At 42.3% G+C, this 23,522-nt stretch carries 22 protein-coding genes; 12 read left to right on the top strand and 10 right to left on the bottom strand.

Translation table 11 applies throughout. The features are described 5' to 3' along the window. Positions 1-201: 201 nt before the first annotated feature. The 6 genes from J4N45_RS22050 to J4N45_RS22075 all read left to right on the top strand — a co-directional run bounded on the left by J4N45_RS22050 (position 202) and on the right by J4N45_RS22075 (position 6,619). On the top strand, positions 202-1,083 hold the full coding sequence (locus J4N45_RS22050; protein ID WP_252017015.1) for a 6-pyruvoyl trahydropterin synthase family protein: 882 nt from the start codon (positions 202-204) through the stop codon (positions 1,081-1,083). Between the two features lie 137 nt (positions 1,084-1,220). Then, positions 1,221-2,129 carry a DUF6279 family lipoprotein gene (locus tag J4N45_RS22055; protein ID WP_252017017.1) on the top strand — a complete coding sequence of 303 codons (909 nt, stop codon included), beginning with the start codon at positions 1,221-1,223 and terminating at the stop codon, positions 2,127-2,129. Between the two features lie 18 nt (positions 2,130-2,147). Continuing rightward, positions 2,148-2,393: a hypothetical protein gene (locus tag J4N45_RS22060; RefSeq protein ID WP_042471859.1), complete on the top strand. Its 246-nt coding sequence runs from the start codon at positions 2,148-2,150 to the stop codon at positions 2,391-2,393. Positions 2,394-2,497: 104 nt separating this feature from the next. Continuing rightward, positions 2,498-4,009, top strand: coding sequence for an NAD(P)H-hydrate dehydratase (locus tag J4N45_RS22065; RefSeq protein ID WP_252017019.1), 1,512 nt, complete (start codon positions 2,498-2,500; stop codon positions 4,007-4,009). Between the two features lie 464 nt (positions 4,010-4,473). Beyond that, positions 4,474-5,517: a GMP reductase gene (locus J4N45_RS22070; RefSeq protein WP_252017021.1), complete on the top strand. Its 1,044-nt coding sequence runs from the start codon at positions 4,474-4,476 to the stop codon at positions 5,515-5,517. A 400-nt stretch (positions 5,518-5,917) separates the two neighbouring features. Continuing rightward, a complete protein-coding gene (locus tag J4N45_RS22075) occupies positions 5,918-6,619 on the top strand; it encodes a DUF2202 domain-containing protein (protein WP_252017023.1) in 702 nt (233 codons plus the stop codon). Between the two features lie 46 nt (positions 6,620-6,665). On the opposite strand, the gene mrtJ is transcribed toward J4N45_RS22075, so the two are convergent. Together mrtJ and J4N45_RS22080 are read right to left on the bottom strand one after the other, a co-directional pair. Beyond that, positions 6,666-7,043: a JDVT-CTERM system glutamic-type intramembrane protease MrtJ gene (gene mrtJ, locus J4N45_RS27295; RefSeq protein ID WP_353505895.1), complete on the bottom strand. Its 378-nt coding sequence runs from the start codon at positions 7,041-7,043 to the stop codon at positions 6,666-6,668. A gap of 166 nt (positions 7,044-7,209) precedes the next feature. Then, a complete protein-coding gene (locus J4N45_RS22080; RefSeq protein ID WP_252017025.1) occupies positions 7,210-9,591 on the bottom strand; it encodes a choice-of-anchor F family protein in 2,382 nt (793 codons plus the stop codon). Positions 9,592-10,294: 703 nt separating this feature from the next. On the opposite strand from J4N45_RS22080, the gene J4N45_RS22085 reads away from it, so the two are divergent. Both J4N45_RS22085 and J4N45_RS22090 read left to right on the top strand, forming a co-directional pair. Then, positions 10,295-11,041: a helix-turn-helix transcriptional regulator gene (locus tag J4N45_RS22085; RefSeq protein ID WP_252017027.1), complete on the top strand. Its 747-nt coding sequence runs from the start codon at positions 10,295-10,297 to the stop codon at positions 11,039-11,041. Between the two features lie 47 nt (positions 11,042-11,088). Next, complete coding sequence (locus J4N45_RS22090) at positions 11,089-11,946, top strand: GGDEF domain-containing protein (RefSeq protein WP_252017029.1); 858 nt, start codon at positions 11,089-11,091, stop codon at positions 11,944-11,946. Here J4N45_RS22090 and J4N45_RS22095 read toward each other — a convergent pair. Beyond that, complete coding sequence (locus J4N45_RS22095; protein ID WP_252017031.1) at positions 11,927-12,649, bottom strand: Crp/Fnr family transcriptional regulator; 723 nt, start codon at positions 12,647-12,649, stop codon at positions 11,927-11,929. The two genes, J4N45_RS22090 and J4N45_RS22095, sit on opposite strands and share 20 nt — an antisense overlap. A 171-nt stretch (positions 12,650-12,820) precedes the next feature. Between J4N45_RS22095 and J4N45_RS22100 the strand changes: the two genes are divergently transcribed. Further along, positions 12,821-13,123 carry a winged helix-turn-helix domain-containing protein gene (locus J4N45_RS22100; RefSeq protein WP_252017033.1) on the top strand — a complete coding sequence of 101 codons (303 nt, stop codon included), beginning with the start codon at positions 12,821-12,823 and terminating at the stop codon, positions 13,121-13,123. An 81-nt stretch (positions 13,124-13,204) separates the two neighbouring features. On the opposite strand, the gene J4N45_RS22105 is transcribed toward J4N45_RS22100, so the two are convergent. The 3 genes from J4N45_RS22105 to J4N45_RS22115 all read right to left on the bottom strand — a co-directional run bounded on the left by J4N45_RS22105 (position 13,205) and on the right by J4N45_RS22115 (position 15,643). Further along, complete coding sequence (locus tag J4N45_RS22105; protein WP_252017034.1) at positions 13,205-14,029, bottom strand: SDR family oxidoreductase; 825 nt, start codon at positions 14,027-14,029, stop codon at positions 13,205-13,207. 173 nt (positions 14,030-14,202) lie between these two features. Then, positions 14,203-14,619 carry a hypothetical protein gene (locus J4N45_RS22110; protein WP_252017036.1) on the bottom strand — a complete coding sequence of 139 codons (417 nt, stop codon included), beginning with the start codon at positions 14,617-14,619 and terminating at the stop codon, positions 14,203-14,205. An 82-nt stretch (positions 14,620-14,701) separates the two neighbouring features. After that, entirely contained in the window at positions 14,702-15,643 is a 942-nt protein-coding gene (locus tag J4N45_RS22115) for a LysR family transcriptional regulator (RefSeq protein ID WP_252017037.1), read from the bottom strand. A gap of 107 nt (positions 15,644-15,750) precedes the next feature. On the opposite strand from J4N45_RS22115, the gene J4N45_RS22120 reads away from it, so the two are divergent. After that, positions 15,751-16,557 (top strand): hypothetical protein, encoded by an 807-nt coding sequence (locus J4N45_RS22120; RefSeq protein ID WP_252017038.1) that lies wholly within the window; start codon positions 15,751-15,753, stop codon positions 16,555-16,557. A 43-nt stretch (positions 16,558-16,600) separates the two neighbouring features. Here the strand turns inward: J4N45_RS22120 and J4N45_RS22125 are convergent, their stop codons facing one another. The 3 genes from J4N45_RS22125 to J4N45_RS22135 form a co-directional block, all read right to left on the bottom strand. Beyond that, positions 16,601-17,830: an OmpP1/FadL family transporter gene (locus J4N45_RS22125; protein ID WP_252017040.1), complete on the bottom strand. Its 1,230-nt coding sequence runs from the start codon at positions 17,828-17,830 to the stop codon at positions 16,601-16,603. Positions 17,831-17,992: 162 nt separating this feature from the next. Next, positions 17,993-19,186 carry an HlyD family secretion protein gene (locus J4N45_RS22130; RefSeq protein ID WP_252017042.1) on the bottom strand — a complete coding sequence of 398 codons (1,194 nt, stop codon included), beginning with the start codon at positions 19,184-19,186 and terminating at the stop codon, positions 17,993-17,995. Between the two features lie 11 nt (positions 19,187-19,197). Beyond that, positions 19,198-19,524 (bottom strand): DUF3302 domain-containing protein, encoded by a 327-nt coding sequence (locus J4N45_RS22135; protein ID WP_252017220.1) that lies wholly within the window; start codon positions 19,522-19,524, stop codon positions 19,198-19,200. A 280-nt stretch (positions 19,525-19,804) separates the two neighbouring features. Between J4N45_RS22135 and J4N45_RS22140 the strand changes: the two genes are divergently transcribed. After that, positions 19,805-20,605: an SDR family NAD(P)-dependent oxidoreductase gene (locus J4N45_RS22140; protein ID WP_252017044.1), complete on the top strand. Its 801-nt coding sequence runs from the start codon at positions 19,805-19,807 to the stop codon at positions 20,603-20,605. A 115-nt stretch (positions 20,606-20,720) separates the two neighbouring features. Here the strand turns inward: J4N45_RS22140 and J4N45_RS22145 are convergent, their stop codons facing one another. Then, positions 20,721-21,503: a helix-turn-helix transcriptional regulator gene (locus J4N45_RS22145; RefSeq protein WP_252017045.1), complete on the bottom strand. Its 783-nt coding sequence runs from the start codon at positions 21,501-21,503 to the stop codon at positions 20,721-20,723. Between the two features lie 264 nt (positions 21,504-21,767). Between J4N45_RS22145 and J4N45_RS22150 the strand changes: the two genes are divergently transcribed. Then, positions 21,768-23,348, top strand: a complete 1,581-nt coding sequence (locus J4N45_RS22150) for an arylsulfatase (protein ID WP_503058217.1) — start codon at positions 21,768-21,770, stop codon at positions 23,346-23,348. The last annotated feature ends 174 nt before the right edge of the window (positions 23,349-23,522 follow it).

Raw genomic sequence — 23,522 nt, forward strand, 5'->3', positions numbered from 1 at the left:
GTGATAAACTGAAGAGTCAAAAGCTCCCATAGGGAGCTTTTGTTCGTTTCGAGACCAATAAACGCTCATAGACTAGACTTGATGTGTCTCAAGATATTAAAAATCAGAAATTTTCTTTACGCATAGCATGCTTCTTTTTGTGACATAGGTATAATGCGCAGTCCGAGCGTAATGACAACTACTATCAATAAGGAACCCAGTTTGAATCTATTTGTCAGAGATCTTACCGTTATCGACTCTTCTTACCTTTGCGAAACACGAGGCATGGTGGGAGAAAGTTGGATCGTGGACGTCATTTTGTCCGGTGAGCTCAACGAGATGAGCATGGTGCTAGACTTTGGCAAAGTTAAGAAACAGATCAAACGTCTTATCGATGAGTATGTCGATCACCGCCTACTGGTACCAATGAAAAGCAGTGCCGTGCACCACGCTGCCACTAAAGCTGGTTATTCGACACTCGATTTCATGCGCAGTGAGAAGAGTATTCATCTACACAGTCCCGATGAAGCGTTTTGTTTGATCGATTCCGATGAAATCACCATTGAGGCGGTAACGCAATACATCTACCAGGTCCTAAACGGTAATTTGCCGGAAAACGTTGAAGGTCTTGAAATTACGCTTCGCCATGAAAACATTAATGGCGCGTTTTATCACTACACTCACGGCTTGAAAAAACACGATGGTAACTGCCAACGCATCGCTCATGGACACCGTTCACCGATAGAGCTTATCGTGGATGGTCAGCGAGATGAAGAAAAAGAGTCAGCGTTCGCAAAGCGTTGGCAAGACATTTATTTAGGGTCTAAAGAAGACCAAGTCGATATTTCTACATTAAGTCTTAGCGAACAAGCGAAAGGAATCGATGACTCAACCCACTTTGGTTTCCGTTATCAGGCGCCGCAAGGGGAATTTGAGCTCGCGATTTCAAAGCATGAGACTGAGATTCTTGATACAGATACGACCGTTGAGTTACTTGCAAACTTTATAGCCGATGAAGTGAAGGCTTCCATGCCCGTTGAGCAGTCATTGCAGGTTGTCGCTTATGAAGGTGTGGGTAAGGGAGCAATGGCTTTCCGCTCATAATCCTCTCAGAACCCTTAGCTCGAAAATAAAGCACTATAAGCGCCCTTTGATGGGCGCTTTTTGCATTTTCAATCTAATCTTGTTGTAGAAGGCGTATAAGCATTTGTCGGGTTTTAAGAATTGAAATGGAGAGCAAAGTGTTCAAGAAATCAAGGCTATGGGCGGTTGGCTTGCTGTTTGTCATTACGGGTTGTACGACTAAGTTTCTCTATAGCAACCTAGATTGGTTGTTGGTGGAATATATTGACGACTATGTCACGCTCAACGATGGTCAGGAGGACATTCTTAGTGAACGGATTCTTGTGCTTGGGCAATGGCATAAAGAAAATGAGCTACCACAGTACGTCAAACAGCTCGATGCTATTAGTAATAAAGACCCTAAGCAAGTAGATAGCGACTATGTGCTAGCACAAATGGATGAGGTCAAAACACACACCAAGCGCCTGGTAGAGCAGATCACTCCTGACTTGTACGCTTTGACTCAGCAAATGAGTGATGAGCAAGTAAAAGAACTCATTGAGAACTTTGAAGAAAAAAATCGAGACTTCGTAAAGAAATATGAAGGTATGAATGACGATGAGGTTCGGGAGATTTATCACGAGCGCATAGAGGAAAACTTCGAGCGTTGGTTCGGCTCTGTCAATGATACGCAAAAGCTGTTAGCTAAAGAGTGGGCAAGCAGTATGAAAGTCACGGTATTTGACTGGCAGGAACACCGTAAGCAGATGAATTACTACATGCGTCAGCTTCTAAACCGCCGTGGAGACCTTGCCTATTACCAGCCTGAGTTCCAGCGCTTTTTGAATGATTCAGAAAGCTATTACACTCCAGAGCTTGCCGCTAAGATCGCGCACAATCGCGCGTTGGCTGCTAAGTACATTGCGCTTGCAGTTAACAGTATTAATACCAAGCAGCAATCTCATTTGGCGTCAGAAATTGATGAATGGAAAACTATAGCAGAAGATCTAATGACGTCGATGTCATTAGACCATAGTCCAAGAGAATTTTTAGTCTTTACGTCTTACACTGAACAGGTACTGATTTAAGGAGCGAGTACCTGTATGATGGAACTAGGGTTATTTTGGACTGAGAAGGCACTATTGGTAGTCGGCGTTCTCTTTATACTCACGGGTATTGTGCAATATGGACGCCGCAGTCATGACTGGAAGGGCGTTGTGACCATGTTCTACAAGCGAGTACCAATGAACGTAGGCGAGTACAAGCGTTATCGTCTTGGCGTTGCCTTTGTTATTTTCGCAGTTGTACTTAGGTTTGCTCTGCACGTTTTGTGGCCGCAATATACTTTGTAAGCCAACGCTTTTCTGATTCGTCTATTCTTCTCACATTCGTAGCGTAGTGCGTTTGTTATGCTAATACCAACTAGTCATTGGTGACGACAACAACGGAATGCGCTATGAATACCTATCATCACTTCACCACACTTCCTGAAGCGCTCTATACCTCTCTTCAAGTCAGAGAAGGTGAAAGGGCTGCAGCTAAGGCTTGTGATATCGATATGTACACTTTGATGTTACGCGCTGGGCAATCGGTATTTGAATGTCTTATAAGTCAATTTGAGAATGTATCTCGTATCTTGGTCTGCTGTGGTAAGGGTAACAACGGTGGTGATGGCTATGTGGTTGGTAAGCTCGCCTTAGAGCACAACATTGACGTCGAACTTTGGCAGCTAGGGTCTTCAAACGCACTTGTTGGAGATGCGGCGAGGGCGCGCGATGATTTTTTAGCTGCGGGTGGCTCGATTTCATCACCTAAGAATGTCGTCCCAGAAAATACGGATGTCATTGTGGACGCTTTGCTGGGCACGGGTATTAGTGGTGATGTCCGCGATTTTTACTCGCATGTTATTGACCGTATCAACCAATCTAAAGCCTCTGTGATTGCTGTCGATGCCCCATCTGGATTGAATACCGACACGGGTTCTATAGCGGGTAATGCCGTGCTCGCTGACGCAACCGTTACGTTCATTGGAACAAAACAAGGGCTAGTGACGGCAAGAGCTCGAGAGTATACAGGTCAGTTGTACTTCGCCGGTCTTGGGGTTGATTCTATTTTCGCACAGCAGAATGCACCGAGTGCTTTACTCACCAATCATTCATGGCTAGACCTTATAAAGAAAAGGCCGCGAGATGCTCACAAAGGGACTCAAGGAAGCGTTTTGGTGGTCGGTGGTAACAATGGCATGGGCGGCGCGGCGTATCTTGCTTCATGCTCGGCGCTTCGTGCAGGAGCAGGATTAGTTGCAACCTTATGCCAGGCTGAAAGTTTGCATTCAATACGTTCATTGCTACCAGAGGCTATGGTCAGCGAGGCGGATTCGCAGGAACTAGAACGACGCACCGCGTGGAGCAAGGCTCTATGTATTGGTCCTGGTTTAGGTCGAGATGAGTGGGGCAAAAACGTGTTCTCCCATGTATTCAATCAAGCTCGCTTACATGGGAAGCCATTGGTTATTGATGCTGATGGACTTTATTGGTTAGCTGCTACAGAAAAAGCGGAAGCATACTCAAACTACGTACTTACCCCTCATCCCGGAGAGGCTGCGCGCCTTTTAAATTGTGCGACAACTGACATCGAAGCTGACCGTTTCAATGCGATTAAACGGCTTCAAGCACAGTATGGCGGTGTGGTTGTACTAAAAGGTGCAGGGACTTTAATTAGTGATGGAAAGACCGTAGTTGTTTGCCATGCAGGCAATGAAGGCATGGCTACGGGTGGTATGGGAGATGTTCTGGCGGGTGTAATTGCCTCCATACTCGCTCAGGGCTATCCAATGTTCCAGGCTGCTGTAATTGGTACATTAGTTCATAGCCTTGCTGCTGATAAAAATGTGACTCGATACGGAAAGGCAGGGTTAATGGCTTCTGACTTGCTTGATGAGATTCGACGTTGTACCAACGGCCTTTAAACGTAAGAAATGTGCAGTATGGATTAAAAAAGTTTGCTTTTTCTTGATGATATGCTCGCTAATTGACCGCAAATTTTAGGTCAAAAAGCCGCAATTTGATGCGTTTGGTGACAAAATCAACAGGAGAAAAACGTTTGCTTAGGCATGTTTTCGTTGCGAGTAGTTAGTGGGTTTTTATTTAAGTTGTTGAAATGTAAGTGTATATATTCGAAATGTAAGAGAATTTTGGAAGTTTGCTGGAGGCGAATTTGTAGCTTTTCGGAATGGTATCACAAAAAAAATTGAAATATCAGTCTTGCGAGAAAGTTTTCGCGACCTATAATGCTGAAAACCGGAGCGTCTGCCAACGCTCCGGTTTTTTTGTGTCCGAAGAAAGGTAAACCGTCTGCCAACGGTAAGCCAACGCATCATGTTTAGACATATGCCCACTGGAACATGTACTAATAAATCGAGGAATTTTTACAATGCGTATCGAACAAGAACTTAAGTTAGGCTTTAAAGATGTACTGTTTCGCCCTAAGCGTTCAACACTAAAAAGTCGTTCTCAAGTAAATTTAACGCGCGATTTTACATTCAAGCACAGTGGTCGTCAATGGTCTGGTACACCAGTTATCGCTGCAAATATGGATTCAGTGGGTAGTTTTGAAATGGCAACGGCTCTTGCGCAGCACGGCGTAATGACAGCTATGCACAAACACTACACTGTGGAGCAGTGGGCAGAGTTCGTAAAAGGCGCATCAAAAGAGACGCTAAATAAAGTATTCGTATCAACAGGTACGTCTGAGCGTGATTTCGAGAAAACGAAAGAGATCCTAGCGCTTAGCGAAGACCTAGAGTTCATCTGTATCGACATCGCGAACGGCTACTCAGAGCACCTAGTTGAGTACGTACAAAAAGTACGTGCTGAGTTCCCTAACAAGACTATCTCTGCAGGTAACGTTGTAACTGGCGACATGTGTGAAGAGCTAATCCTAGCGGGTGCTGACATCGTTAAAGTAGGTATCGGCCCAGGTTCTGTTTGTACTACACGTGTTAAAACAGGTGTTGGTTACCCTCAGCTCTCTGCAATCATTGAATGTGCTGACGCAGCACACGGCCTTGGCGGCATGATCATCGGTGACGGTGGCTGTGCATGTGCTGGTGACGTAGCTAAAGCATTCGGTGGCGGCGCAGACTTCGTAATGCTTGGCGGTATGCTAGCAGGTCACGAACAGTCTGGTGGTGAAGTTATTGAGAAAGATGGCGAGAAATTCATGAAGTTCTACGGCATGTCTTCTCAGTCTGCAATGGATAAGCACTCTGGCGGTGTTGCAAACTACCGCGCAGCAGAAGGTAAAACCGTTCTTCTTCCATACCGTAGTGACGTAAACAACACTATCCAAGACATTCTTGGTGGCGTTCGCTCTACTTGTACTTACGTAGGTGCAGCTAAGCTTAAAGAGCTTACTAAGCGTACTACGTTCATCCGTGTACAAGAGCAAGAAAACAACGTGTTTGGTAAAGAGTAAAGCGTAGATACTTTTAACGAGTGTTGAAACAACCATAAAATGATATTGCCTCTTCATGCTGTAGACTTTTGAAAGTTTACGATAGTGCTAGGAAGAGGCATTTTTTTGTCTTTTCTTCTCTCTTTTTTTGTTAGTCAGAACACACATGGAAATGTGTTTGGTACTCCTGTTCTCAATATCTTGTAGAAAATATAGACTGTCATATCAGTTATAGAACAAGAAAATCGTTGGCCGTTAATATATCACCCAGGTGGGTAATATATTAAATGTACATTATAATATTATTATTATGCCAACTTAGTATATAATGTTGTTTAGATAATGTGATCACAAATAAGTTTCGGTATAAGTATTAATTTATAATTAATTTGGTATTCTTAATTTTTGAGTGGCATATATTATGAATGTATCAAAACTTGCTTTATCACTTGCTGTCGGTCTTACGTTAGTTTTACATACCGCTTATGGTGAAAATGGAGATGGCGTTAGAAAGATGAAAATTTCGTCACAGCGCTCAGATATAGGTTCTATCGAAGAGAATGAAAAACTTCATTTGATCTTTATGCGCGAAGAGGAAAAACTAGCACGAGATGTTTATATAAAACTAAGTATGGCGTACCCAAGCACTAAAGTGTTCGGAAAAATATCAGTCTCGGAGACTCAACATACTTGTGCGGTTTGTGACGCGTTACAGCGATTTGGCATTGAGGACCCTGTCGTCAACGATAATGTGGGGGTGTTTTCAAGCGAAGAGTTTGGGGACTACTTTACAGAAAAGTATCATTACTTGACTAACAAGGGTGAAGCGAGTGAGTTGGACGCATTATATGTCGGAGCTTATATAGAAGAAATGGACATGAACGATATTAGACATTGTCCTGAAGTTATTATCAAGCGATTCGACTCGGCCGACTCCGCTTATGATTGTGGCTCTTTATACTCAAATAATCGTGTTCTAAATGCGCTTTATGAACACTTAATTTCTGGCTCAGAACGGCACTTGCGAGCTTTTGTAAAAAATATAGAAAACCAGATAGGCAAGGGTGCATATCAAGCGCAAGTCATAGATCAAGAAAAGGTGAATAACATACTAAAACGCTAATAATTTACGCGGTAATATGAGAGGCAGACTCACTTGAGTCTGCTTTTTAGTAGTAATTCCTTATGCTCAATGATAGCAAAAAAGTAGTATTGAATAAAATGTGGAACATTATTGGTATGAATAGTGAGCTGTAACGTTCCTTGAAGATGCCCAATACCAGTGAAGGTAGAAGGATTAATATGGCAAGTATCACAGCTTGATTCAGGATATGTAGACCGGTAAAGATACATGACGTGACAATGTTCGCCAAGCTAACTTCATACCTGTTTTTTTTCATTACTTCTATTGTTAGCAGTGACTCCTGGATAATACCTCTAAACAAAACTTCTTCAATGACAGGGAAAAAGATAAGTAAGTTGATTGAGGCAAGTAAAGTGATATCCCATTTTGGAACTAGGTGAAGTGGCAAGCACAACCAGAACATAAGGCCAAGACCGCTGCTCAGCACAACAGTTTTGATTATCAGTTTGTCTTGTCTTAATTCGTTAAGTGAGAGCGTTCTTTTTACCAGTTTCAAGAAAATACCTAATCATGCACTTGTCTCAGAAACCAACAAGAGCCAATAGGCTCTTGTTGGTTGCAATCAAATATTAGTTTAGCGTTTTACGGTTTCTCAATTGTAGTCTTATCAAAGCGGCTAGCGTAATCAACAGAAGAGTTGTGTCAATAGGTGTATCAGGGTGACCAATAGTGCAGCCGCCACCTGATTCATAGATATCTTCTTCCACAAAGTCATCCACTATGGGCTCATCTACTCGTACTGTAACGACCGCAGTATTCGACTCAACATCATCTTCACTCACAGAATAGGTGAACTGTTCTATGCCAACAAAATAGGGATTCGGTATATAAACGATCTGTAACTCTTCATTGATAGATACCTCACCATTTTTCGGTTGGTTGTGGATCTTAATACTCATAACTTGTTTTTTCCCCTCGTCATACATGTCGTTATCAAGCACATCGATAATGGTCGAAGAACTTTGGACCATCATAACGTTGTCACTTAGGATAACTGGCGAGCCCAATACGAGTTCAGGGTTGACAAGTACTTTAACGTTCGCAACTACAGATAGGTATTCATCATTCCCTGTAGTCGTGATTTGATATTTGAACACGTCATACCCTTTGAAGTACCAAGCTGGAGTGTAGTTAAAGGTACTGTCTTCATTGAGTATTAGTGTGCCGTTGGCCGGCTCTTCTGCGATCTCAAGTGTGAAAGCTGTTTCCAAAATGGATGTTCCATTAAACAAGTCATTACTTAGCACATCGATTCTTACTGAGGTTTTCTCATCTGTGGTGGCGTAATCTTCAAATGCTTCAAGCACGTCGTCGGGAACTTTATAAGTGGCTAATTCAGGTGCGCAATATGAGTTAGCGTATGTACCATCCTCTGATTGGTTTTCTTTGCATTCGTCATACGGAGGCCACAATGGATCTTCGCTGCCCCTAATACCAGGTAGTATATCCTCGATAGAGCGAGCTGTGATACGAAGTGTTAATGAGTCAAAAATCGGTTCATTGGCCTCGTTAAGCAGTTTCTCACTAATGTGGATGAAAATATCTGTATTTATACCAGCAAGGTCATCGCTTGGGATTGCTGCATAGCGAATTAACTGTTCGGAGTCATCTTCATGAAAAGTAAGCCCAAGGGGTTTTTCTGCCCACGCTTGTAATTGCTCAAGTGGTATTGGTGCGAAGTTATCCTCTGTAGTTTCAGGGTCTCCATCTAATCCCGCTCGACCAGAACGCCAGTTTTCACCGTCCCAAATTGCCAATACACCATAAGACTCTGCATGAACGTCGTTCGTAAGGTAGTATGCAATGACAGTAGGTACTTGGTTGTTGGGCAGCATGTAGCCAAGCATATTGCCGGGAAAGTCAACGTTATGAGTAGCGCCGATATCAAAGAAGTTTTTTGTCAATGAACCCACGATATCATCTTCGACCCATAAGCCACTATTGATGAACTGAGTCTTCCAGTTGGTGTCGAGTTCGTAGTAAGGAGACATAAAACCAGCTGCTTGATGGTCCAAAAAACCTGGTGAAAAGCGAACTCTTTCACCACTATCGAACATTTTTGGTGCAAATGTCGCGAAACGTTCGGTTTTCCAGACTTCAACGTCTGGAGCGGCGCCTGTTCGCCCATCGAAGAACTCGCGAGGTACAAGCTCACGCATTTCAAAACCAACTCCATGTTCTTCGAAGTTGAGAGGTTGGAAGTCATCTCCAATGCCAGTTCCTAGCTCAAATTTATAACTGACTACTCGTTTGTCAGTATCGTTGCGAATCTTTTGAATAACGCGATAAATTCGTCCGACCCCATATTTCTCTCTATATATCTGAATAGTATTATCTTTCTCTTTGGAACTCTCCCCCGAACTCCCATTTTCTTCTGTATCATCATTCTCATCAATTAACCCTTTGTAGCGAATACTTTTAACATCTAAGTCAAAAGACAAATCAATAGGAGTATCGGTCTCAGTAAGCTGTAAAAAATATCGTTTGGAACTGCCTTGAGGGTCGTTGCAGGCTTTTGGCACCGCAGCATCGGGAAAGGAGGGGAGTTCTATTTCACCTGAAGCCATGATGCAGTTGTGGAATTTGTAATCAAGGTTGTCGTTTAGTACTTGGATACCTGGCGCTCGACCTGTACCGTTGTCGAGCTCCCACGTTACATAAGCAACGCTATTGTCATCCCATGAACTACCTTCAATAGTTGCAAGATCTGCATCAGCCTTTGACCTGTAAATGTAACTCTTCGCTGTGGCACCGCTAAAACCATCAACGGTATCGTCAACGGTTAACACGTTATCCATATTCCATTGAGATAGAATAGGAGCAGGAACGTCTAAATAAAGGTTTGGAGTAGGTTCTTTCGCTAGACAAAAACCGCTTACAACTAGAATATAGGACGATAGCATTGTAATATGCCGTAATTTTTCTTTAGCTTGACTTCCGTTTGAACTCATAATGTGACTCCTTCATATTATTGTTCACAAATCTTTCATAGACATAATTCTCTAGAGTTGTCGAGTTGCTGATATTAGTTTGTAAGCAACGCGACTTTGATTGTTTTAGTGACTTTTTATGTTATGTATAACAAAGAGATTTAAATTTCGTCATCACCCAAGTGGGTGTTTAATCCTTTCCGTGATTACGAAGTGTGATGTGGATTTTAAATTTTTTAATAGTATGTTTAAATGATTGGCTTTAACAAACTATATATAAATGAGTTAAATTTAAATGGCGTGATTTATATTTATAAATCATGCTTTTATTTTGGCGTGCTGTGATGAATAGTCCGCTACGCTACCTGAGGGTTCTTTGAATCTCGACCATAGTACTTACCAGTTCGGCTTTACTTTGATGTTAGTTTAGGGGGTATAAACGCACTTAAGTTATAAGTATATTTCAACCTGTCCGATTTCTTGGTTTCGAACACTATTTTTCAAAATAAATTCGAAAATAGTGATAGCAAGTGGTGATCCTATAACCTCAAAGCCCTTGGAAAAGAATTTTTATTGAGTATTGTATGTAATATAACACTCTGAAAATAATGAAATATTCAGAGTTGTCAATATATAAACTAAATATAAAAATAATATAAATGTTCCTGAAGAGAAGATTGTTTAGTGTAACTTTTGTCAATAAGTAGTAGACAGAGTATTGAAGATGAAAAGCAAACGCACTATCGAATTTGAGGTATCAGATAACATCAATTTTTCTTATCGTGAACACATTAAGCAGACTCTTCTTTTACTTGGTGTAGAACATATTGCCGTTTCTGTAGTGATGCCAAACAAGTTACCTTATTACTTAGAAGTCAACGATTTGAGAGAGAGACTAAAGTCTACATCTAGAGAAAAGACCATCCAAATACTTGAGAGTTACTCTGCTGAAGTCGGGGAACCAAGGAGCCAAAAAGTCGCTTGCATTGTCAACAAAGAAATGTGGGTCAGCTACTTCTGTAGTGATGAACTTGTCATCAAGTATACTAATCCATATCTGTATATTGAAAAAATGAGACTAGATTGTGGAAGTCAAGTCGTCTTATATATTCAAAGCTTAGAGGCATTAGACGAAGAGTCATTGTTTTCATTAAGAAGATTTTCATATATTGTTGAGAAGTGGGTGATTTCTTGGCTTGCTCACCAAAGGTTACTTTTTTCATTGGCAAACTTTCAGAATTTCAATCAAGAAGCTTATGAATTCAAGTTAACTAAAGCGGAGCAAGATGTTCTTAACCTGATGCTAAAAGGTTATACCAGCAATGAGATTGCTGTTTATCGTCAGGTATCCAAAGAAACCGTACGCTGTCAAATTAAATCACTTCTCTACAAAACCGGGTGTCATAGTCAGAATGAACTAATTGCTAGTCATAGTCATTTCAATCACCTATGTTACTCACTGTTTGACTAAGAATAATTATTAATAGACTTATATTATAATGTTGATGTTGCTTTACTATGGATAGATTATTTGCTTGCAGTATTTGTATTGCAACCGCTTTTGTGTTTGTTTTCTTTACGATTCAAGATGTCTACAGTTACGTGTTTGAATATATAATTCAATTGCTGTTTACCATAGTTTATCTATCAGGATATCTATCGTTCTCTTTAACCGTTCGTTGTGGCTTTTTACTGCTGATTGTTCATAAACTTTACGAGTGCCTTGAGGAGGTAACAGAACTTCAATTGTGGCTAAATCAAGAACAAGTCGTTGAATTTATATTTGACGATATGCTTGTTCTAATTGGTATCTTCTTGATTGCAAAAGGTATCCTATTGACACTCGAGAAGCAGGAGTATCTACTTAGTAAAGATCCCCACACCCGTTCTTTCAACAAACTCGCTATCGAACGCATTGCACAATCAGAGATTGACAAGGGAAGAGCTAGTCAGTCAGACACGTCTATACTGATTATAGATATCGATAATTTTAAACATTTTAATGATACTTATGGTCATCAATTAGGTGATGAAGCTCTGGTTGCCGTGACTAAACATTTACAGAGCCAAATCAGAGCCTCAGATTATTTGTCGCGATGGGGGGGGGACGAGTTTGTTATAGCTTGCCCAAACACCTCTCAGGTTGAAGTCGTAAAACTGATGAAACGTATACAGCAGTCTGCCAATAATGTTCTCCGCATTCAATCGGTTCCTATAAAATTGAGTATTGGTGCTGCAACATCAGAGCTATCGATTGATACGTTTAGTCATACTTTACGAAAAGCTGATCGCTCGCTTTATCAGGTCAAAGAGCAAGGTCGAAATGGGTATAAGCATTATCAGGAAAACGACATAGTTAGCTATCAACTTTCGTGACTCTTCTAGGATCTTGCACCATTAGATTCATAGTGCTAATTTGTTTCTCTATCCCTTCGATATTAGTAATTAGAATTCTATTTCGAGATAGTTTCACAAGCCCTCTTTGTTCCAACTTCTTTAGCAGTCCGTTTAGCTTTGAACGTGTACAACCGACAACAGCACTTAACTTTTGCTGAGTTATATGTATCTCGCAGTTCGATTTGTTTTCTCTCTTGTTGTGAATATCCAATAGAATATAACAAAGTTGTAGCAGGTTACTATGCGCGAACGAAAGAAATGCCTGTAACCAAATGATATGAGCACGCTTTCCGCTGTAAAATAGCCATTTGTATACTTCCGGTTCTGTCTTTGCGAGAGCAAGTAAACGACTTTCTGGAAAGTGTATGATTTCTGTCGATTCAATTTCTTCAAAGGTTGCGATGATCTGAATGTTTTCATTGATTGTGTTTACACCAAGCCAGTCACCTTTACCAAAGATACCTCCAATCGTTCTCTCTGGTTCTGTAATGTAAAAGCAGCTCGCAGTACAACCTTTGAGAATATAAAACACCCCACGATCATGAGCGTACTGGTCTTGTGCTGGGTAGCCTCGCGAGCCATACTGATATCTAGCAATCCTTACCAACGACCATTTGACTGAATCACTTAAATCACAAGGCCAGTCAATGTCTTTTATGTTTAAAGTCAGAACGTCGGTCATCACTGCTCCTCTAGTATCTTAATCACAATTTTGCAGAGTAACCATACTCAATACTTGCACCAGAAAGATGCAGTAAAATTACTGCTTACTCAGAGAGGTTTACCATTTGTTACCAAGGGAACATAAACGCCTTATTCGTGATTGCTAATATATCAAATAAAAGGAACATAAATGAATAGTAATTACAGATTCATCCTAGATGGAAAGGTTATTGACTCTGCCTCAAAGATCATACGTTGCGAAGAAACTCGGCGCATTCTCGGATGTTTACCAAGAAACTACCGAGATATTTTACATTATCTTTACGACAACCCAAATGACGTTATATCAAAAGCTGAACTTGCGGACATTGGTTGGCAAGGAAAAAATGTGAAGCTGTCATCAGTTGTCGTGGCTATTTCAGAAATAAGGGGGCTAATGGGGCAAGATGTGATCTTGACGATACATAACGAAGGTTATGTATTGAATGTTTAGATACATTTAAGTAGCACTATTTATTGGTGCTACTTAAGATATTGCAATCAATATTTATATTGTGTTCGCGTTTAGTGCAATCTAAGCAACTTTGCGGATCACAAACGATACAAATCGGCCAAATGAGCTTTCTCCTTTGATTTTTTGGCTCCATGCCATGAATTTAGCATCAACAGTACTTTGATATATAAGCTTTGGTTTTTCTCTAAAACCCGCGCTCAACAAAGCTTTGACGGTAGAATCTGTGTTCGAACCGTTGTCATAGGCTTTTTTAAGGAAACGATGCGCTTTTTCTACTGGAACTCGGTAGTCTTCAATAACGTCTGCTTTGCTCAGCATATCATTAAGCTGTATGTCAGGTAGCTCGGTTTGGACACAACCTGGCTCAACCAAAACTATTTTTATATTAAATTCCTCTACCTCTTGAGCTAAGGTCTTCGCCATGCCGTTTAAAGCGTGTTTACTCGCTGTATACCAACCATTCATACTTGAAGCTGTGCGTGCCGCTATGGAAGTCGTAAACACGATCCGTCCTTTTCGCTGTTTTCGCATGTATGGGAGTACGGCTTTGGCTATTCTTGCTGGGCCTAATAGATTGGTGTCGAGTTGTGACTGCGCATTTTCAATGCTTTCTACCTCCACTGGCCCCGCAATAGGGTAGCCAGCATTAGAGTAAACAATATCAATAGATCCGTGATGCTCAATCATGCTATCGACCATGTTCTCGATGCTCTTTTTATCGCGCACATCGACTTTGAATACTTTTGCACCTAATGCTTGCAGGTGCTGTAACTTTTCTAGCCGTCTAGCACCACAATAAACGTTATGACCTGCTGTAATTAACGACAAAGCTAGGTCGTAACCAATGCCAGATGAAGCACCAAAAACGAGAATATTTTTACCCATAACGCCACCTATTCATACTATTGAAAACTAATAACAGAATAAGTTATGCATATGATTTGTCATACAGTGAAAATACTGCTTGAGATTATATTGGGTGCGATATGTCTAGATAAAATAGTGCCCAGTTCTGCAAAGAACTGGGCACTCGTGGAGTATCGGGAAGTAGCGATGAATTAAGCAGTTTGAGTACTTGCTTTTTGCAGCTTGTGGTTTTCCAACCAGTAGCCAATGGTATAAGCACAGATGGTAATATCGGTAATCGCAAAAGGGATAAACTTGGCGTTTAGATAAGCCGTTTCTGGATTGAAAAAGTTTGAGGTAAAGAGATAGACCATAAACAATTTCTCTAGAAAAGAATACAAGACAATGGATTCTCGCCATTGTGGTATAAATGGACTAGCAGTGATGAAAAAACCCATAAGACCAACCATGATACCCCAGTGTCTGAACAGAAAAACATACTGCGAATCATAGGATAAGCCATTCATTTCACGTAGAGCGCTTTCTGGGTTGATTGCATAAATGGCGGCGTACATGGTAACTAAACCAGCAATCACCATGAATGGTTTGAAGTAACGATTGAAGAACATAACGTCGTCCTAGTTTGATTTGAATTGCCTGTAAGATAATCCAAACCAAGGGTAGGGTAAGCAGTAAAAACTACTGCATTACCTACTCATTCGCGCCTGCGATCTGCTTGCTTTCAATAGCACTTCTTATTGCTTTAATACAGTAGTCGTATAGCGGTGTATTGTGGTTTTTCTCTGAATAATAGACTGCATGGTGGCGTGGCGACGGAATGTAGTCTTGTAACCATGCAGGCTGGTGGTAGGTGATATCATTCGTTGCCATTGAGGAAGAGAGGTTTTCTGATATGACCAATAGGTCTGAATGTTGAATAAGGTTGACTAGCACAGACATACTTGCAGAGCGATATGAAAACTGGAAGATATCAGGGTAATTACGTGTAAGTACTGCTCCGTAATCCGGCAAGCCTTGTACAAGAACCCCACCTCTTGGGTACTTTTGAAACTCTTCTGTGGTCAGCTCTGATAAGCCGACTGGGTGGTCAACCCTCGATAGAATGACCGGGCGGCTCTCTGTCAATGGAGTCGCTCTTAAATACTTAGGTGTGTCGATAGGGTAGAAGTTTAATCCTAAATGTACGCGACCTTCTTGAATGTCTTTAGGGGTTTCCTCGTCCCAAATGGTGATGTTGAGTTTCGCGTTGGGGAATAAGTTAAATATCAGTGAACTGGTGAGCTCATTTGCAAGTGCTTCTAAGAGTACGTTGGATATCGCAATAGTGAGCTCGCCCGTGAACGTTTTAGGATCGATGTGAGCGTGTTCGTTGAGTTTTTGGTCCCAAAACTTTAACTGTTGATCTAATCCATCACCAATAAGGTCAGCTTTGTGAGTGCTCTGCAAGGTTGCTCCCGCACTGTAAAATAACTTGTCACCAGTATAATCTCTTAATTTAGATAGCGTTTGACTCACCGCTGATTGACTTATTCCAAGCTGCAGGGCGGCTTTTTGTGTCGAACGAAGCTTATAGACCTCATTGAAAATACGAAGATAGTTAAGGTTAAGCTGCTTGGTATAATTGTTGTTCATAATAAAACCGTATTAGTTCTGCTAATAGACGCAATAAGTGGGATAAAAAACACTATTCATTTAAATTCCTCCTCATTCCTTTGTTTATAGAAATGAATAGGTTTCAAATGAAATTTAATAGATGTCCTGTCGCTGTTATTGTTGGTGCAAGCTTATTGTTTTCGACTAGTCTGTTTGCGGATGAGTCTGAGTACCATGATGCCGATCCTCGTAATAGCAGCGCACGTGCTGCCGTATTTGCTGATGATGAGGGTGAGTTAAAGCTGCTTGCTGGTGGCGGCGTCGGCGGCTTAACCAGTGATATTTCTCAAACTGTCGGCTTCGCTGAGTACTACACGCAATCTGAGAATGCTCGTATACGCGGTGCGCACTTTGACCATTTCGGTGGTGTTTACGTCGATGTTTACCACTTGAAAGAAGCGGCAAACATGTACACCACAGGCTATATGCTTCCTCTTAGTAGCGAAGATGGCACATTGTTCTTCCCCTCTTTGAACTATACCTATGTCGACTTTCAAACCAATGATTTGGCTGATGTACTGAACTCTCAACTGTCATTAAATGGTGGTTATCCGGAACACTTGCCTAGCGGTGTTTCATCTCGTCACGTTACAACCTTGTTGGGTGATAGTGAAGCTCACTTGGGCTCTGTAAACCTGTATGCACTGCACCCTTGGAACGATACCCATTTCTCGGTGTTTAACATTAACTTAGGCTCCTCTTATGGCGGTGCTGAAATGCAAGTAGCGAATATCATGTGGTTACAGGGCCTAAAAACTAAAGTACTTGATAAAGACTTCAACATTATGTTCGAGCTCAAGTACGACGTCCTCTCTATTCAGAACGAGAAACAAGGGTTCGATGAAAAGTCAGAAGAAGTCACGGCGTCTATTGGTATTGACTATCGCTTCTAGACGACAGCAAAAGCCCTGCTTGCACAGAGCCTTTACTGCAAAACTAGAAAGTAAAGTTCGCACCAATAAAGTGAACACTGCCGGACATAGTGCCTTGGAAATCGGCAAAGTCCCCAGAGCGATCTATTTCAACGTTGCCTAGGTCGGCGTATTCATAGAAAAGGTCAATGCGAGTATCACCCAGATGTGTGCTTGCACCTAGCGCGTATCGGTATTGTTCGCCGGCTGGAACGTCTACCCACTGTTTTGTTGGGTCATCTTGAGGCGAAGTCTCATAGGACATCCCAGCGCTTAATAACCAATCGGTGTTGAGTTGATACTCGGCGCCGAATGCAAACTTCCATACGTCATTCCAATCGCGATCTATGCCTTGTGGGAGAGGGTTGGCGTTCACGACGTCATTGTAAATTTCAGTGGTCTCAAACGAGCTCCAACGATGATATTGAACGGAAGTAAGCAAATTAGTCTGCGAGGTAATCTGATAATGTCCACTTAAGTCAATTATGGCAGGGATGATGGAATTAGCGCCGGCCGCTGCATCAGGCGTATCGGTGACAAGCTTGATATCAATGTCTTTAAAGTCGTGTTCGATCTTGGAGCGGTAACTTAGGCCAATAGACCAATCACTCTCTTTATAAAGAACGCCAGTGTTAAAACCGAACGCCCAGTCAGTGCCTAACTCTTGAGTTTCAAGGCCGTCTGTTTTGAGCTCTAGTAATCCTAGATTGGCTTGAGCACCAAACCCTACTGAGACTTTATCGGTCATCTGAAAACTTAGGGTCGGATTGAGTTGTAGTGAACTCATGAATGCTTCATTAAGATGCCCACTACCATCCCAGTCGGTACCGTAGTCGACCGCAGAACCAGAGTATGCGGCAACGTTGAAACCTAAATGAATATCTTCATTTAGTCGACGAACATAAAAGAAGCCGCCGCTTGGCATAATGGTGTGTGAGCTAGCATCACCGTTTGGAGACATACCGATGCCTTTAATTGGATTATTAATCGCATTGATGGGGTCAGCGGAGCCATGAGAGTTACTGTCCTTGTAGTGCATGTCTAAGTTGAGGATTAAGGTATTAATGGTTGTGAGTTCATCGCCCATTTGCGACATCGTTGCGGGATTCGTCCATGATGCGGCGGCAGATGTGCTATTCACACCGTCTCCGGCTCCCGCAGTACCAGCGTTAGCGTAGATAGCTTCTTGCATTAGCGTGCCACTTGCATTCGCTAGGTTAGAAACAACGAGTAGGACAAGAGCGTTTCTTTTCATTCTTCAGTTCACTGCTTAGTTAAAGAAAGGAATTGGTTTTGGGCAGTGTAGAGAAGAAAGTGGACGGTTAAATCAGTAATATTACCGCTTGGTTATAAAGTGAGATTTAAAAAAAGCCGAAAACAAAAGTGCTTTCGGCTTAAGAAATGAGCAAGCTGTGTGTTACTTAATTGGCCATACGTATTTGAGCCACGCCATCATTCGGAAAAGAATCCGTCGAACAATCGAGGTGTGCAGAATGTCATTGTCTTCATTAATGACAACAGCTTGGCCTTGAACACCTAATGGCAAACTATATTGGTTAAGGTCCCGATCAAGTTCGATGATTCCGATTGCAAAGCCATGCTGAGCTAGGCTGCGTGCTGACATAAGAGTACCGTTTGCTTGAACTTCTCCCTCTCGCATCGCTGGCAACACTTGTACCAACTTGCCTGTTAAAACTTTGCCGGGAGCTGAATCAAGGATCACCTCAGCATTAAGACCCGGTTTCATGCGCTGCAACGAATTTTGCCAGAACATTCCTGCTATCTGGCGTTTGTTACTCGTTGGTACAAACACCATTGAAGGGCGCAGCGGTAACGTGACGACACGAAAACCCGGCGCAAGAGCGACTTGCGTCGCAACACCGTCACTCGGTGCTCTAATAATCGTGTTTTCGAAGTCCAACTGAGCTTGGTGCTTAGTTTCTAGGAGTTGCGCGACGCGTGTGTTTTCACCGTTTATCATTGAGGTAGTGCTAAGTAAAATGCGGCGCTCATCCGCTTTGGCAGCAGTGAAGGCTGCGACCGCTGCATCTAACTGTGCTTGAGCGGCTGCGTAGAGTTCACGTTGGCGATCCACATCTTGGTCTGTAAATGGTGAGTTATCACCACCATTTGTGTGTGCATCCTTATATCGCTGAAAGGTTGTGAATGTACGGTCTCGGTTTGCTTCGGCTTTAGCAACGGCAGCTTCCGCTTTATCTGCAATACTTTTGGCCGCTAGCAACGCTTCTTCGTTTTGATAGGCATGCGTTTTTGCCTCTTCCAGTGCTGCTTCAGCTCTTCTCAAGGCAGACATTTGTTTGTCGCTCTTGATGGTATAGAGTATCTCGCCTTTCTTTACGGGAGTATTCGGTCTTACAAATACTTCATCTACTGTGCCAGAAATCTCTGGAATAATTGGCACGCTGACAAAATACTCTTTGGAAAACTTGGCGTAAGGGTGGTTGAAGTTCATCGCGATCATAATAGTACTCAAGATAGCGATTCCGCCCAATACGGCTGTCGGTACAGTCCACTTGTTCAACGGGATTTTGAACAGTTTGAAGATGGCTATACAAATCGATGTATAGGTAAGAATAATTAGCATATCCATGATAGCGTGCCCTAGTGATTGCTGTGGGTGCGTATCGCTTTCAGTTCGGCGATTTCGTGTTTAAGAGTGGCGAGTTCCAGCTCGATTGCGTTATTGCTTTTGTTTCCCATACCCCAGCCAATACCCGGTTTGTATAGCGTTGCCCATATCCAAAGAAACGGCCAGATAGCATGAAGAGTAAATAGACTGACCCAACCCGCGACATGGATAGCGTCTTGATGAGGGTGATTCCGTTTGTGTGCTATTTCATAAGGAATATCGTGGATAACGATGATGCCGTAAAAAATGGTGAGTCCTACAAAGAAGACTAAAAATAGAGCAAAGTAGTCCAGCATGATTATGTTTCCTTCGATTGAAATGTAATGACCTTTCGTTACATGAGCAAGAAATTCAAAGGAATCATAAATGCCTGAAAAAACCAGCTATAGAGTAGATTTACTGTGTTTTGAAAATGAGTTGTGAACTGTGAAATAGATACGGATAGTCGTCACACTAGTCCTTGGTGGAATGCAGTAATAAATACTGTATTAATATGACGATACAGAATCTAGCATGCGCTCATTATTTTCTTAATTTAGTTTTAAATATGAATGTTGAGAGTTCACAATGAAAAGTGTAATGAATAAAAATGTCCTCGTGACTGGCGGTGCCATGGGTATGGGTAAGGCTTACGTGATTCGCGCAATCAAAGATGGTGCGAAGAACATAGTTATCTGGGATATGAACGAAGAAGCAATGCAGGCCACGAAAGAGGAGTTAAGTAACGGGAAAACGGAAATTCATACCTTTAAAGTCGATGTTACAGACACTGAGTTGGTGTATCGGACGGCGGAACAAGTTTTGAACTCTGTAGGGGCCATCGATCTTCTAATTAATAATGCGGGTATCGTTGTTTCAGAGCACTTTATCGAGCACGACCCTAAAAAAATTGACCTGTCTATGCAGATCAACAGTATCGCACCTATGCACGTAGTACGAGCATTCCTACCAGCAATGGCGGATCGTAGTGACTGTCACATTGTAAACATTGCTTCTGGTGCAGGACTTATGTACTGCCCTCGAATTATCGTTTACTGTGCAAGCAAGTGGGCGATGTTAGGCTGGTCACAAGGCTTGCGTGTTGAGCTTAAAGAGACGCTGCCGCACATCAAAGTTACAACGGTAACGCCTGGTCACATTGATACAGGTATGTTCGAGGGGGCTCATTCTAAGTTTTTACCGCTGATCTCAATAGACACTATGGTGGATGCGGTATGGAACGGCATGAAGAAAGATAAAGCCATGGTGGCACGGCCACGTGCGGTTGGATTACTGCCATTTGTACGAGGGATTTTAGGGCTGAAAGGCTTTGATTGGCTGCTTAAAGTATCTGGCACCAATGATTTTATGGCGGGCCATGAGGATAACCGTAAAAAGTAAATACCTGCTTAAAAATAATCTACAAGGCTTCATCATTGGATGAGGCCTTGTGCGAAAATGCGCACTATAAACGAGAATACTTTGTCTATTAGTAAGCGTGCAGGTTTCAGGCTGATTAAGATGCTTCAATCCCAAGGCCATTTCGTAGTGCAAACTGAACCAGTTCGGTGTGATTATCTAACTCAAGCGTGTCCAACATTCGATACTTGTGAGATTCGATGGTTCTTGGGCTTAGAAACAGCTTTTCGGCACACTGCTTCGCAGTAAAACCTTGTGCCAATAATGCTAAAACTTTACATTGCTTTTTGCTGAGCCTCAGTAGTTTCTCACTCTCGTCCACTGGCGATTCGCTGCCTTGGTTTAGGCTTTTTGTCACCGTCGAGTGTTGCCAATACACCAGCCAAATATCACACAGTACTTTAAGTTGATTAACCTCTTCCTCAGATAAACTCGTTTGGTCATCACTAAATCGAGAGAAAGCAAGTGCTCCCCATACCTGTCCAAATAACTCTAAACGAACAATGCCGTGCCAGCGCCCACCTTCAGCGTGCAACTCGCGTAGTGTACTAATGTTCGATTTTTCAAGTTCTTGGCTGTTGAACATCTGATACTTGCTTTTGGAGCGAAGCAACTTTAAGTAGTCTTGGTAGTTGCCGACAACGAATTTTTCTTTTTCTAAAGGGGGAATGTGACTTTGCGATACGGATATCGTTTTTCCGTCATTAAGTAAAATCATCGAGTTAGGGAAGAGCGTTAAACGATCTAGGTTAAACCACTCCAAACCTTGTTTTGCCAGTTCAAGAAAGGTGCTATCGAAATCTTGCGCACGACATAAGGCTAGAGTAGAGACTTGGTATTGCACCAATTGTTCAAAACTTGAAATTGTTTTTATACTCATAACGTTCCCATTTAACTGACGAACTCTTAAAATAGCTTGTCAGCCAATTTTATGTCAACATGAAACTCAACAATACGGGTGATTTACTGTATGAGCTGACTTTTTATTACTATATATTGTCATGTTCTTTAATGAAATAAACCATTGTTTTTCTGCTCTATGAGTTAAATATTTAATTGCAGTAAACTTACTGCTTACCTGTTATCCCAATCATCGAATAATAGCTCTCAATTCAACTACCCTTTAAATTATAAGGTCTGAGCTATGTTTAACAAAAAAACGTTCTTGCAACTGGCGGTAGGAGCTGCGTTAACGGCAACTTCTATGGCGAGCTTCGCTACCACCGATACGTCTCGCCCAAACATCCTAGCTATCTGGGGGGATGACATTGGTATCGACAACATTTCTGCTTACACTCGCGGTCAAGCGGGACACTGGACTCCAAACATCGACCGTATCGCTAATGAGGGTGTTCTATTTACTGATTTCTACGGTGAGAACTCTTGTACTGCAGGCCGCTCCGCATTCATCACAGGTCAACACCCAATGCGAACGGGTTTGACTAAGGTAGGCATGCCGGGTGCCGCTGAAGGTATGAAGCCAGAAGACCCAACAATTGCAACCATGCTAAAAGCGAAAGGGTATATGACAGGACAGTTTGGTAAGAATCACCTTGGCGATAGAGATGAGCACTTACCAACGGCGCACGGTTTTGACGAGTTCATGGGTAGCTTGTACCACCTGAATGCTGAAGAAGAGCCTGAGCATCCAGATTATCCAAAAAATCCAGAGTTTAAGAAACGTTTTGGTCCTCGTGGCGTTATCCATTCATACGCTGATGGCCGCATCGAAGATACGGGTGCATTGACCATCAAGCGAATGGAAACTGTGGATGAAGAGTTCCTAGAAGGTGCGCTAGACTTCATCGATCGTGCTCATAAAGAGAACAAGCCATTTTTTGTATGGTTCAACTCGACTCGAATGCACGTTTGGACTCACCTAAAAGAAGAGTCAAAGGGTATTTCCAAGCGTGGTGGATTGTACGGTGATGGTATGGTTGAGCACGATAACATGGTTGGCCAACTACTGGATAAACTGGATGAGCTAAACATCGCGGACAATACCATCGTTTCTTATACCACCGATAATGGTGCAGAGAAGTGGTCTTGGCCAGACGGCGCAACGTCTCGTTTCTACGGGGAGAAAAACTCGACTTGGGAAGGTGGCTTCCGTGTACCCGCGATGATGCGTTGGCCAAATAAGATCCCTGCTGGTAGCGTTGCCAATGAAATTGCGGCACATAACGACTGGGCACCGACGTATCTGGCGGCTGCGGGTGAAGACAACCTGAAAGAAGAACTGAAAAAAGGCAAGAAGCTCAATGGTAAGGACTACAAAGTTCACCTAGATGGTTTCAACTTAATGCCAGCGCTTAAAGAAGGTAAGAACACAACAGCAGATAGCAACCCAAACTGGCCACGTAAGGGTTATGTATATGCAGCGGATGATGGCCACATTTCTGCGGTACGTATGGGTGACTGGAAAGTCATGTTTACCGTAAACGAATGTCACGGTATTAAGACATGGCAGTGCCAGTTTGAGGAGTTGCGTTTCCCTTACATCTTCAATCTACGTCAAGACCCGTACGAAAACGCGCACCTAGACGGCGTCGGCTACCCGCAGTGGCAAGTTGAGCACCTACCGTACATGTACATGGGAGCAGCTTATACGTTCCAGTTCTTACAAACATTCCAAGAGTTCCCACCTCGTCAAGTACCAGGTTCGTTCTCTATCGACCAAATCGTTGACAAGATGCAAATCTGGCAGCGCGCACAATACCAATAATTTTACTCATTTATCGGGAATGAGTTATTGATAGGCAGGCAATTCGCTTGCCTATTTTTTTATGTTGCTAGCATGCAGTCACTACATAGCGAGATTTACGTCAAGTTTGAAAGTAGACTGATGTCATGTTGTTGAAAAAGAGTTTGTTTTTATCACCCAGACGGGGGGTGAGAA

Source organism: Vibrio sp. SCSIO 43140, from assembly GCF_023716585.1.
GTDB lineage: Bacteria > Pseudomonadota > Gammaproteobacteria > Enterobacterales > Vibrionaceae > Vibrio > Vibrio maritimus_B.